The 12,887-nt window shown below is 60.1% G+C and carries 10 protein-coding genes and 1 pseudogene; 4 read left to right on the top strand and 7 right to left on the bottom strand.

All coding sequences use genetic code 11. From position 1 onward, the window contains the following. Window positions 1–652: 652 nt before the first annotated feature. Window positions 653–1,981: an NAD(P)/FAD-dependent oxidoreductase gene (locus P3T25_RS47640; protein WP_007735328.1), complete on the top strand. Its 1,329-nt coding sequence runs from the start codon at window positions 653–655 to the stop codon at window positions 1,979–1,981. Window positions 1,982–2,261: 280 nt separating this feature from the next. On the opposite strand, the gene P3T25_RS47635 is transcribed toward P3T25_RS47640, so the two are convergent. The 5 genes from P3T25_RS47635 to P3T25_RS47615 form a co-directional block, all read right to left on the bottom strand. Further along, window positions 2,262–2,453, bottom strand: coding sequence for a hypothetical protein (locus tag P3T25_RS47635; RefSeq protein WP_154562297.1), 192 nt, complete (start codon window positions 2,451–2,453; stop codon window positions 2,262–2,264). A 183-nt stretch (window positions 2,454–2,636) separates the two neighbouring features. Continuing rightward, entirely contained in the window at window positions 2,637–2,846 is a 210-nt protein-coding gene (locus P3T25_RS47630; protein WP_154562295.1) for a dodecin, read from the bottom strand. 181 nt (window positions 2,847–3,027) lie between these two features. Next, window positions 3,028–4,536 (bottom strand): CoA transferase, encoded by a 1,509-nt coding sequence (locus P3T25_RS47625; protein ID WP_154562293.1) that lies wholly within the window; start codon window positions 4,534–4,536, stop codon window positions 3,028–3,030. A gap of 90 nt (window positions 4,537–4,626) precedes the next feature. Beyond that, window positions 4,627–5,580: a 3-hydroxyacyl-CoA dehydrogenase NAD-binding domain-containing protein gene (locus P3T25_RS47620; protein WP_103153846.1), complete on the bottom strand. Its 954-nt coding sequence runs from the start codon at window positions 5,578–5,580 to the stop codon at window positions 4,627–4,629. A 21-nt stretch (window positions 5,581–5,601) separates the two neighbouring features. Then, the gene (locus P3T25_RS47615; protein ID WP_154562291.1) at window positions 5,602–6,516 is read right to left on the bottom strand and encodes a 3-hydroxyacyl-CoA dehydrogenase; all 915 of its coding nucleotides are present in this window, start codon (window positions 6,514–6,516) and stop codon (window positions 5,602–5,604) included. Window positions 6,517–7,349: 833 nt separating this feature from the next. On the opposite strand from P3T25_RS47615, the gene P3T25_RS47610 reads away from it, so the two are divergent. Then, window positions 7,350–7,751 (top strand): GNAT family N-acetyltransferase, encoded by a 402-nt coding sequence (locus P3T25_RS47610; protein WP_154562289.1) that lies wholly within the window; start codon window positions 7,350–7,352, stop codon window positions 7,749–7,751. Window positions 7,752–7,833: 82 nt separating this feature from the next. Here P3T25_RS47610 and P3T25_RS47605 read toward each other — a convergent pair whose 3' ends face one another. Beyond that, a complete protein-coding gene (locus P3T25_RS47605; RefSeq protein WP_154562287.1) occupies window positions 7,834–8,505 on the bottom strand; it encodes a response regulator transcription factor in 672 nt (223 codons plus the stop codon). 150 nt (window positions 8,506–8,655) lie between these two features. Further along, a pseudogene (locus P3T25_RS47600) lies at window positions 8,656–8,893 on the bottom strand (hydrolase); the annotation flags it as partial. Window positions 8,894–9,048: 155 nt separating this feature from the next. On the opposite strand from P3T25_RS47600, the gene P3T25_RS47595 reads away from it, so the two are divergent. Both P3T25_RS47595 and P3T25_RS47590 read left to right on the top strand, forming a co-directional pair. Next, entirely contained in the window at window positions 9,049–9,969 is a 921-nt protein-coding gene (locus tag P3T25_RS47595; protein WP_154562286.1) for a LysR family transcriptional regulator, read from the top strand. Between the two features lie 1,034 nt (window positions 9,970–11,003). Continuing rightward, window positions 11,004–12,692, top strand: coding sequence for a long-chain-fatty-acid--CoA ligase (locus P3T25_RS47590; protein ID WP_429364634.1), 1,689 nt, complete (start codon window positions 11,004–11,006; stop codon window positions 12,690–12,692). Window positions 12,693–12,887: the final 195 nt, after the last annotated feature.

Below are 12,887 nucleotides of genomic sequence, written 5' to 3'. Positions count from 1 at the left end.
ACGCTTGCTGGTGATTTGACCGAGATTCCGTTGGCGCTTCTGAGCGAGTGCATGATGGCCGCTCGCGACCCGTCGGCCGCGAGCGCCCGTACTGCAGACGTGATGCGGACGGATGTCCGTTCGGAATTGGAAAGCGGCCGTTGCCAACACGGTGACGAATGACGGCTCGGGGTCGCGTGTTGTCGATCGAGACCGAGGGAGGTCGAGTCGCCGATGCGGTTTGCATGAGGCAGTGAGCGGCCACAACCCGTCGTTCACACGCGTCGCCGGTCGGACGTTCAGGCGTCGGCTTCGCCCCGCAACCAGCCATCCGCTTGTTAACGACGAGCGCCCCATGATCGGCCTTTGCCGCCGTTCGCACATCCTGTGCTTGCACGTCTGCTAACCAGGAAGCAAGAGCGTGAGAATGTGGCTAGGCAGAAACCTGGTCTCGGCAACAGTCTGCAAGATTGCAATTCAAGATTTGCCTCAGCGTTTGGTGGATCATCGTTGTATCCCTTTCGGATACAACAGGATCGTCCTATCAGCGAAGCGGTGGAACATACCAAAATCGTAGCCACTATCTGCGGATGGTGAAATCGCGCTTTAGGTGCGCATTTCCGATGTCTTGACTGCAGTAACGTACTAAGAAGCGGCAACCAACGACTATGAAATGCTAAGGATCGACGAAGTCACGGATAGCGAAGGTTTCCCCGAGCGATGCGATGTCGCGGTAATTGGCGGCGGCATTATTGGCGTCAGCACCGCTTATGAACTGGCGCGACGCGGCGTCCAGGTGGCTCTGCTCGAAAAGGGCGTCATCGGCTGCGAGCAGTCGGGGCGCAATTGGGGCTGGGTGCGTCAGCAGAACCGCGACCTCCATGAGTTGCCGCTCGCGATGCAGAGCCTCAAGCGCTGGAGCGAACTAAGCGAAGAACTGGGCGAGGACATTGGGTTTCGTAAGGCGGGCATCCTGTACGGCACGGAGCATCAATCGGACATCGCGCAGTGGGAATCGTGGCTTGCCCGCGCCCGGGAAGTCGGCTTTAACAGCGAGATCCTCAGTGCGCGCGCACTGGCAGCGCGCATTCCGTCCGGACGCGCGAAGTGGGCTGGAGGGCTGTGGTCTGGCACGGACGGCCGCGCCGAGCCGTCGAAAGCCGCGCCTGCGATTGCTCGCGGCGCGCAAGGTCTCGGCGCGATGGTGTATCAGAACTGCGCGGTACGAAGTCTCGACACGAGTGCTGGGCGTGTCTCTGGCATCTGGACGGAGCGCGGCCGGCTCGCAGCCGACACCGTCGTTCTCGCGGGAGGCGCCTGGAGCGCGTTGTTCTGCCAGCATCACGGCATCGATCTGCCCTCCATCAACGTGATGGGAACGGCGTTGCGAACCGCTGAGGCGCCGGGGGTCATCGAAGGCTGTTTCTCCGGGCCTAACTTCGCGCTGAGGAGGCGGTTGGACGGCGGCTACACCATCGCTGTTCCCGGCTACGGACGCGTGGAACTCGCGCCGCAAAACCTGCGGCATTCGGTGAAGTTCCGCACCATGTTCCGCAGCAAGCTGAAGAAAAAACTGAAGATTCGCGTCGGTGCCAGCTTCTTCCACGGACCGGAGGCAAGCGCAACCTGGCGCGACGATGACGTCTCGCCGTTCGAAGAAACGCGGGTGTTGGATCCCCGGCCTGATACCGAATGGCTCGAACGTGCCCTGCAAAATGTGTCCAGCGTGTTTCCCGAGCTGGCGGGCCTGCGGATCGCTCACGCATGGGCGGGCGCGATCGACACGACGCCGGACCTCGTTCCCGTCATCTCGAAGGTTAATGCGAAACCCGGTCTCGTGATCGCATCCGGCTTCAGCGGACACGGCTTTGGACTAGGGCCAGGCGCAGGCGTTCTCGTGAGCCGGCTGGTAATGGACGAGGCGCCGCAGTTCGACATTAAACCCTACAGACTGGCCCGCTTTTCCGACGGAACAAAACTGAGCAGCCCCGAAATGATGTGAGTCGAGGCCGCGGGCGGGCTATCGCGGCAACCCACTTCGGGAGATTGAACCTCCAGCACGATTCAACTGTATTGATTAACGGCCGTTGCAATTCGAAAAGCGGCCGGAGATCTTGATTGACCTCGTATGACGGAGAAGGGTCGACTTCCGCCGGCAGCGGAACGATCAACGGCGGCCAGCTCGGCGGTTCGGCGTCGGACCGAGTTCGGCCATGAAGCGTCATTCGCACGCACCGTTGCTCGGAAGTTCAGACGTCGGATCCACCCCAGAAAGCGGCCACTCAATTCGCGACCATGAACGTTGCTTTATCGCCTTTGCAAGGGCGCGCGGCGGCCCCCGCCGTTTCAATCGCAATCAGAGACGGCGGAGACGGAATGGCGTCCTTTGCTTGCAGAAAGCTGATTAACATCAGCCGTAACGCCATCCGCCCCTGTCTGATTTCGCGGTCGGGCACCTTCACCGCGTCAGCCATTCGGGCTTACTTGAGCCTCGCGGCACGAGCACCGTCCTGAAGGCCCCGGGAGTCTTCGACAAGACCACCTGGTCGGTCATGCCCTGATATGTGCCCAGCGGGTCCCAGAGAGGGTGTTTGCTTGAAACATCCCTGTGTTGTTCGGACCATGCGGTCAGGGCCTTTATGAGTCACCGTCTGGTCTCAGTCCTCCAGGCGCAGCCCGACCTTCAGCGTGACCTGCCAGTGCATGACCTTGCCCTCCTCAATGTGTCCGCGCGTCTCAGACACTTCGAACCAGTGCATGTTGCGCACGGTATTGGCCGCTTTGCTTAGCGCCACACGCACCGCGTCGTCGCTCGATTGCGTCGACGAGCCGGTGAGTTCAATCAGTTTGTATACGTGTTCCGACATCGGGTTCTCCTTGGTTTGAGGCGGACTACGTGGCATCGCAATGTGCCACGATATCCAGGCATGATGTGCGCCGCGGCTTACTGCTGCTTTCGCGATCGCGCGAGCGCACGCGTGTCAACAACATACGGACGGTCAAGGCCGCCGCTTACTGGGATTGCTCATCGATCGTCGGCTTAGGTCCTCACTGCGTCAGCCATTCGGGCTTGCTCGAGCCTCGTGACACGAGCACCGTCCTGAAGGACCCGGGAGTCTTCGACAGGACGACCTGGTCGGTCATGCCCTGATACGTGCCCAGCGGGGTCTCTGCCGTGAACAGATCGGGGGCGACGTAGGCGTGTTCTTCGGAAGATCCGGCGGTCGCCTGGGCATAGTCCCTGTCGAAGATGCCGAGCGAGAACAGCCACAGCACGGTTCGGGTCAGAGAAACGGTGACTCGATAGCTGCCACCCTCGATCGCACGTCGGCGCAGCGCCGCGAGTACGCCGACCGTGCCGAGCCAGCCCACCACGTTGTCGACAATGGGGATGATCGGCGGCGATTTCGGACGCGCGAGCGTACCTTCGACGGCGAACAGCCCCGAGACGGCCGCGCCGATTTCATCGAATCCCGGACGATACTTCCAGGGGCCCCTGGCGCCGTGAAGCAGGACACTGGCATGGATCAACCCAGGCTTCCTGCCGCAGAGTTCCTCAGCCTCGAGACCATGGCGTTCCAGGTAGCCCGGACGCTTGTTCGCGAAGAAGACATCGGCATCCTTCAGCAGGAGATCGAATTTCGCGCGATCCTCCGTCGAGTAGTCCAGGATCGTCGAGCGCATCCCGACCTGAGTGTCCCACGCGAACGCCTCGATTTCGCTGTCGTCGAACGGCCGCCAGATGTTGAGGACATCGGCCCCGTGCAAAGCGAGGTCTCTCCCGATGGCCGCTCCGGCAATCACGTGACCCATCCCAAGTGCGCGAATGCCGTCCAGCGGACTGGTGCCCTCTTTCCTGAAAGGGATCGGCTCGCTTTCGCCGATCTTTTCCACGTTGATCAGCGACATTCTCGAGAGGACCTCGGTGTACTGAAGCTCCTTGCGGAATTCCTCGAAAGTGCGCACCTTGGCGATGACGATCCCGGCTTCCGCCGCCGCATTCTCCAGGTCGTCCGCGCGCCATTGCAGAATGGCGTTGCGCACGGCTTCCGGGCTGGAGTCGCACCGCAGCAGGCTGAGTTCGCGGGCAGCCAGCTTTGGGTAGATGTTCAGGGGCACGACGTGCCGTCCGTCGCGGGTTTCGCGAAAGAGATTGGTATCGATCTTGAGGGCTGGAGGACGTCCATTGATCGTCTCCCATTTCAGATCGAAGAACCCCGCGAAGCGCCGCAACGCTTTACGAACGTCCACTTCGATGTCCTGTTCCTCGCCGGTCCGCAGTCGCCATAGTGCAGCGACGCCGACGGCCTTCGCGGCCAGGGCGATCGCGGACAACGAGCCGAACCGGAAGAGCGCGGGAATGATCGGATCCCGGCCGTGGAACGTGATCTTGCCACCGCTGTCCGCCGTCGATAGCCCGACGTCTTTCAGTACGTCATTGAGCGCGCCGTGGAGGTCGATATCCGCGTTCCGTGCCGGATTCGCGAGATTCGATTGAATGATTCCGGTGAGCCGATCCGGCCCGCTTTCGATTGCAAGATTGGTCGAGTCTTTCATTTGGGAAATTTCTTCGATAAGGGAGTGTCAACTGCCCGCGATCAATTCACGCGAGCCGCGGCCACGCGTGGCGTGGCCGCATCCGTACCTTTAACGCGCCTTTCCTTTGGTGCGCAGCTCGATAAGTCCGAGCAGCAGCTCATCGCGCTCTGCCTCCAGTTCCTCGATGGACCGCGATCCGACCTCGGCATGAACGCCGTCGATCAGCTTCTTCTGCACTTCCGGCGTCAGCTCCGGCGAGCCCAGTTCCTTCCACCCAGCCGTCATCGGGCCGGCGAACTGATGGAAGAAATGCTCGATGCCGCCCGGGCCGCCGCCGAGGTGATTGAGCATCATGTTGCCCATCAAGCCCCAGCGCAGGCCCGGCCCCCAGGAGAGGGCGGTGTCGACGTCGGCGGCACTCAGCACACCCTCTGACACCAGGTAATAGACCTCGCGCGCCACCGCGAACTGCAGACGGTTGGCGACGTGGCCCCGCAATTCCTTGTTCAGGCGCACCGCCTGTTTCCCGATCGACGTATAGAACTCCATGGCGCGCTGGATCGTCTCTTCCGAGGTCTTGGTCCCGCCGACGATCTCGACCAGCGGAATCAGGTGCGGCGGATTGAACGGATGGCCGACGACGCAGCGCTCGGGATGCAGCACGGCGCCCACCTGGATGCTGCTCATGGGCAGGGTCGACGTGCTCGATGCGATGATCACGTGGGGGGGCAGCAGCTCATCGAGTTGCCGATAGAGATCCTGCTTGAATTCGAGCCGCTCGGGGCCGTTTTCCTGGACCAGATCCACATCCGTGAGTGCTTGTGCAAGCACAGGCGTGAACGTCAGGTTCGCTTGCGACGCGCCGGGCGCCAGGCCCAATCTCGTGAGCGCCGGCCAGGCAGCCTCCACGAACGCCCTGAGTTGGGCTTCGGCATTCGGGGCGATGTCCGTCGCAACGACCTTCAGCCCCTTGGCGAGAAACAGCGCGGTCCAGCTGGCACCGATCACGCCGGTGCCGATGATGGCGATGCGGCGAATGGGCTGGCTCTTGGTATCAGTCATGTCATGTCTCCAATGCGTGGGTCAGACTTCGGCATAGGCGATGCCGGTCAGGTTGCCTTGGGCGAAAAGGAAGTTGCGCGGGTTTTTTCCATCGAGATCGGCGGAGTAGATCGAGCCGCCCAGGTCCGTGACGAACATCCGATTTCCGGGAATGTCGAGTGCGATGCCGATTCCCTCCATCAGGTGCGTAACGAGGATTTCAGACGTCGCGGGTCCGTCGATCGGCGTTCGATTGACGGAGTTGCCGCGCGGAGGATCGCCGCGGTCGGTCCAGTAGAGGACACGCTTCGTGAGGTCGAGCTCGAGGTCGATGGGCTCGGGCAGCCGGTCGAACAGCACCTCGATGTCGGAGCGGTTTGTCGGGCCTTCGCCCTGCGGGATCTCGATATTGGCGCGGAAGATGCGGCCCAGGCCGGCGTTGTCCGGACCTTTTTGCGTCCAGTAGAGCTTCTTGTGCTTCGGATCGATCGTGATTCCGACGCACCACCGGGTCTGGTCGAGACGGTCCTGGTCGCTCTGCCCGGTCGCGACCAGCGTTTCGACTTGAGAGCCGTCGAGGTTGGCGCGCATCACGCGCATGCCCTCTCGATCGCACCAATAGAGCTTGCCATTTGCCTTGTCGAGATGAATCTGCTTCGGTGTGTGCGTGACGCCTTGCGGGACGATGACCACGCGGTTCTTGCCATCCAGGTCGGCACGTTCGATCGAGCCGTCATGGAGGCCGATTGAACCCATGTTGGTCCAGTAGATATGACCGGCATCAACGTCCGCGACGATGCCGTCGGGGAGGCGGCAATCCGCGACGATCGTCTTGAGGTCGGATCCGTCGGGATTGATCGAGTGAATGCGGCCACCGCTCAGTTCGAGGAAAAACAATCGGCCGGAGCGGGTCGCATCCGGGGAAATATTCGTTCCGCTGGTTCGGGGCGAGGTCATAGTGTGTCCTTTCGTGTCATTGCCATCGGAAGAGAGATTGAATGTCGGGCACGACTGTGTACCGCCGGGTAGCGATCTCGTCGATCATTACCGCTGGCTTTCCGATCCCTTCGCGATCGGAATCGGATGCCGTGAATTGCCCGGCAGGACGTTCATCCGGCCCGCGATCACATCGAGGTCCGCAGTGCAATCGCCAAGCCGTGGTGTCTGAATTGAACGGTTTGTAGTGCCAATTTCCTGATGGTAGCTGGCGGGGCAAAGGGCGGCTATTACATAAAGCTGGAATACGCCTCGTGTCCCGTACTCGTTAGAGGCATGTCCTTGCGTGAATGACCGTTTGACCTTTGATGGTGTTGAAAAAGCCGGCGACGGTCTACATCGCGAGGTTTTCATTGGTCGCTCCTTAACCGAGGCCCGCGAACGGCTTGTAGTGCGATCTGAGAGATCGATTTTCTGGCCGGCGGTGGGCAACCAACTGCCGCGAGTTTTTCGACAGCATCCCTTTGAAACCGGCCAGGCTCACGCTCTCCGTCTCCCCGGCGACCCCGAGGAGAGATCGCTGGCACGAAGTTTCGTAGGTCCGATTCGGGTCGATTTCGGCGGTTCGTCGGGAGCCGAGGTTCGGCCAGCAGCGGATCGGTGACTCAGCTGTCCGGTGAACGGCATTCCGCATCCATTGGCTTTCGCCGGCCCCAACCGACTGATGCCGATCCTCTTTATCCAGTACTCTGCCGAAGACCTGCTTATCGCGATCGGCGGTTGTGGTGGATCTGGATTTTCGGCTGCCCGTACCCGGAGACTCGGAATGGCTATTTGGCACATACCGGCGAACGATGAAAGGTTTCGTTACTTCAGCGTATGGCTGGGATGACAACTTGCAGCAAGCGGGCTTTGCAAAAAGCCTTCGTCAGGGCCCTTGTCAAATAGTTACGTGGAAAGGCGGCCGCTGCGGGTTTGTGCACTGGGACGTCGAACCGGATGTCTTATGGCTGAGGATGCTTTGTATCGTGCCGGAGATGCAAAACAAGTCGATCGGCAGTGCAGCGATTGCCAAGGTCATGTCGTTGTCCAGTTTTTTACAAAAACCCCTGTACCTGAATGTCTTCATACGCAACCGAGTTGCCTATGACTGGTACAGCAGAATCGGTTTTGTCGAAGTCGAAAACGACGGCAAGATCTGCACTTTGGTGCTTGCTCCTTCGTCGTCACCGGACCTCATGGAACGGCATGCGTAATCTCCCAAGCACCGTGTCCGCAGCGGAAACAGCCGGGTTCGAAGGCGTCATCCGCTCGTCGGCGCAACCGGACATTCGTGCGTCAGCTTCGCTCTCGAAACAGCCGCTCGGCTGGTGACGCCGTTCGTTGCGTCGTCGACGACGTTTGAAGCTGCAGTCTGCTTGCCTGTCTGACGAGCGTGGCAAATGAATCCGCCTGCATTTTTCTCATGATGTTGCCGCGATGCACCTGCACGGTGTATTCGGTGATACCAAGGACTGCCGCCGCCTGCTTGTTGAGCCGGCCGCTTGCGAGTAACGGCAACAGCTCCTGCTCACGAGGCGTCAGCGATTGGTGGAGAGCCTGGAGCGCCGCGGTATCTTCCGCCTCCTTGCGAAGAACGTGCGCCGTGGCGAGTGCCGCATCGACCGCGCGCATCAACGAGTCTTCATCGAGTGGCTTTGTGAGGAAGTCAATTGCCCCGCCCTTCATGGCCAGGACCGTGGACGGCACATCTGCCCTTCCGGTAATGAAAATGACGGGAATCGGAGAGTCCGTGCGGACAAGCCTCTGGACTTCCAGGCCACTCATGCCTGGCATTCTCATATCCAGTATCAGGCACGCGACGACATTTTGATGCGGCGTGTCCAGAAACGCTTCGCCAGAGTCGAATGTCTGGACGTCCCTTCCGTTTGCGCGCAACAGCGCAGCGAGTGCTTCTCGCACGCGCCCGTCGTCGTCGACTACGTAGACTAATTCGCTCGCGGATTCCATAGAACCTCTCTATCGGTAGGTGAAAGCCCTTCCTTGTCGGACTAACGGTTTTAAATGTCTGCTTGCCTTAGCGGCCAACGCGTACTATCGACTCATCCACAATCGTCGCAACCCTCTTCGGCGAGATCCGCTCGGTGTTTCCGGATGACGGATCGGACCCGAGAAGGTCTTCAATGCCACCGTGGTCAGGATCGTCGAAACGGAGAAATCCTTCGCCGCCTTCGCAACCTGCGCGGCATTGTTGCGCAGCAGAACCGGATCGATCGACTTCGTGGCGAACGCCATTTGCGACTTTGTCGATCAGGATCAGCGTGTGATCGGCCGGCGAAAGCAGCAGTTTTCCAGGCTTGGCTGTGCTTGGAGCATCGTGTTTTCCAGGTTGATTCAGCAAACCTGATATCGCGTGATGAAGGCCGTCCGCGCTGAGAGTTCCATCGACACGGATGAGAGCGCCCGCAGGAACGATTTCGAAGGAACGATAGTAATTGACCTTCTCAACCTGATAAATAGAATGGAACGAATGGATTCCATTCCGTTTTTTTCATGCCTTCTCTTCCCGATCTTCAAGCCTGGGCCATATTTGCCCGTGTTTCCGATCTCGGCTCGTTTGCCAAAGCGGCCGAGTCGCTCGGCATGTCGCAGCCCACCGTATCGAAGGCGATTGCCCGCCTGGAGCAACGGCTCGGCACAGCGCTGCTATATCGGACATCGCGCCGGCTGTCGTTAACCCCGACGGGCTGCATGGCCCTCGAACGCGCGGTCCGCATCCTGAACGAAGGTGAAGCCGTCGAAGCCGAGGCGTCGGCGCAAGCGCTCACGCCGCACGGCACGGTGCGCGTCGGTGCGCCGATGTCGTTTGGCCTCAAATATCTGACGCCGCTGATTCCCGAATTTCTCAACCGCTATCCCGACGTCAACATCGACCTGTCGTTGACAGATACTGTGGTCGATGTCGTCGCCGAAGGGTACGATGTGGCACTGCGCATCGCCGAACTGCCGGACTCGTCGCTGCGCTCGCGCAAGCTCTGCGAGGTGCGCCGGCCGCTCGTCGCAAGCACGGACTATCTGTCCCCCAACGGCCGCCCGAAGCATCCACGGGAACTCGCGGACCATGCCTGCCTGATCTACACCAATCTACCGACGCCCGGCCAATGGCGCTTCCGTAATGCGTCCGGAGACGAGTGCGTGGTGCCCGTGAAGGGGAGAATCAGCAGCAACAATGCCGAGGCCATTATTCCGGCACTGCTTGCGGGACAGGGTCTGGCGCTGCAACCGGAGTTCGTCGTCTGGGATGCGCTGTGCAGCGGCGAACTGGAGGAAGTCTTGCCAGACTGGCAGATTGCGCGAGTTCATCTCAACCTCGTCACACCGCCTGGCGGTTTCAGACCGGCGCGGGTGACAGCGATGCTGGCCTATCTCGGCGAATGTCTTGCGAGCGTGCCCTGGGCGCATACGCAAGACTGAACTCCCATGAATGCTGGAGTTAAGTGCGCAACAAACTCGCCCGGGTTGCTTCGTCAGATCACTTGTTGGCGTTCGTGGGAGAGGTTGGCGTCATCCACATCGTTTGGTAATCCACAGCAGACCATACTGGTTCCAGGGCATCCACGATTTATCTTCGCGGCTGGCCACGTGAAGCGCGCGATACTACGTCAGTGTTCTTCCTGAGCAACAGAGTTGACTAGACGGTCGCGCGGGCGGGATGCGGCCGTAACTGAGCGATGTCGTGGGTAGGCGTCTGCTTGACGCTCAATGGATATTTTCGGCTGCGGTGCGATGGTCTGTCCGGTGTCGAGCGTACGCGCAGAGATAGCCGCGTGAACGACCGTTATAGCTTGGAACCTGTCGTAGCGTTCACACTTGGGCGAGCGGCCGGTGAGGGTCGACTTGAGCCGGATGCAGCGCGATCAAAACCCGGCCCGCCACTGCGGTTCAGCATCGGACCGCGCTCGGCCAGCTTCGGCCGTTCGCGCGCGCCCTCAGCTGGACATTCGAACGTCAGCTTCGCATTAGATATGCGGACTCGACTACCTCCTTTTTTGTTCTGAGCTGATCAGCACGCACGCCTGAACTTTCATTCGTCTGATGACAGCATTGCTGATCGTCGTTTCCTCCTGATACTGCTACCTTCTGGAAGTCCCGCCACAGCTGCGGCATGCGTGCAATGCACGGTCGATCCGGAGCAGAGGGCACGTCTCCACACAGCTACTGCATCGTAAAGGCACCCATTAAACAGCTACGGAAAGCCCCGGGCGTCGCTGTAGCGCTGCTCCGTGCGATACCTCCTCCCACACTGAAGGCGCTCGCAAGACAGCCGTCGACATTGTGCCGCATGGTCACTGGCGTACTAAGCTTAAGACGGACTCGAACGCACAAATGAAGCTCTATAACGCCTTTGGCATTCCCAGTCGCACATAACGAATGCCACGGCAAAGGTGCCGACTCAACGGCATCAACCATTGAAGGCAACAGGAGCGCCCCTTTTAAAGGAGGGAAACTTGAACTATTCGCCATACTGGCCCGACAGCCTTGCGCATCACCTGCCATTGCCGCAGCCTTCACTGTACGAAAACCTCGAAACCTCTGCCGGCCGATATCCCAGAAAGACGGCGCTTCACTACTACGGCGGGGCGTTGAGTTACGCGCAATTGCGGCAAGAAGTAGAGGCGCTGGCAGGCTTTCTGCAGCGTCAATGCGGCATCGCGCGTGGCGATCGCGTCGCGCTGTATATGCAGAACAGCCCGCAATATGTCATCGGCTACTACGCAATCTTGCGAGCCAATGCAGTGGTGGTGCCCGTGAATCCGATGAACAATGCCGCCGAACTTCGGCACATCATTGAGGACTGCGGTGCCAAGGTCGCTCTGCTGGGTGATGAGCTCTACGAGAATGCCCGGCCCCTTCTCGGCGACGCGATCAGCCATGTGATCGTGGCGCGCTATGCCGACTATCTTTCTGACAGCACCAACCTGCCGCTGCCGGCTGTGCTGACTGAGGCCGTCCCCGAACTCGATGTCCACCCCGAGTTCTCCGTAGCTATCGCGCCGAGAGCCGTGCGCTGGCGTGCCGCACTTGCGGCCGCTCAGCAGCCGTCGCCGTACGTCGCATCGCCCGAGGACCTCGCGGTAATCCCCTACACGTCGGGCACCACTGCTGCCCCGAAAGGATGCATGCATACGCATCGAAGCGCAAATCATGTTGTCGCCGGGTCTGCGCAATGGTGTGGTCTGTCGCAGGACTCAGTCATCTTATGCTCGATGCCGATGTTTCATGTCAGCGGGATGCAACACACCATGAATTTGGCGCTCTTCCTCGGGGCGGCCATGGTCGTGATGACACGTTGGGACAGTCACTGTGCCGCGCAATTGATTGAGCGCTACCGCATAAGTTATTGGAGCGCCATTTCGACGATGATGATTGACTTCATGAGCGTGCCCGATCTCGACCGTTTCGACCTAAGCTCCATCGAGATCGTGGGTGGCGGTGGCGCCGCAATGCCGAGGGCACTGGCGCAGCGCATGGCAGCACGTTTGGCCGTTCCCTATGTGGAGGGCTATGGGTTGTCCGAGACAATTGGTGCAACCCATCTCAACCCTCCGCAGCGCTGCAAGCAGCAGTGTTTGGGCATACCGATTCAGGACACGGAATCGATTGTGGTCGATCCCACAACGTTCGAGGTCCTCGATCCGGGTGTAACGGGTGAAATTCTTGTCGGCGGACCGCAGGTGTTCACGGGCTATTGGGGACGTCCTGAGGCCACGCGCGACGCCTTCGTCGAGGTTGCCGGGATACGTTATCTGCGCACTGGTGACCTCGGCTATATCGACGAGGACGGATATTTTTTTTTCGTCGACCGGCTAAAGCGAATGATTAATGTGTCCGGTTATAAGGTATGGCCTGCGGAAGTCGAGACTTTGCTGTTTGGACACCCTGCGATTCAGGACGCATGTGTCGTTGCAGCACGCGATGCGCGCAAGGGTGAGATCGTGAAGGCATTCGTGGTTCTACGCGCCGGCGCCGATGTATCAGCAAAGCAGATCATTGAATGGGCACACGAGCATATGGCGTCGTACAAGGTGCCCCAGATCGTCGAATTCGTTCTGGGGCTGCCCCGAACGGGCAGCGGAAAGGTTCAATGGCGGCTGCTGCAGGATCGGGAAAATTCGTCCCCCTTACTCGCCAGCTAACGTGACCAGGCGGAGGGCCGTTGTACCTTGAAAGCTGCCGTTTATGTTGCGGCGTGTCGAACGGCCGAACCGGGTCGATACAAGGCCGAGCGCGCAGCAAACCGCTACCCATGTGCGTGAATGCATGTAAAGCGGCGGTACGTCGGGATCCTGGAGAGGGTCTTCCGTTAGGTGATTGATACTGGAGCAGCCAAT

Source organism: Paraburkholderia sp. GAS32 (assembly GCF_050434225.1).
In the GTDB taxonomy this organism is placed as follows: Bacteria; Pseudomonadota; Gammaproteobacteria; order Burkholderiales; family Burkholderiaceae; genus Paraburkholderia; species Paraburkholderia madseniana.
Note: the sequence above shows the minus strand (reverse complement) of the source record. Positions and strands in the feature narration are given on the sequence as shown.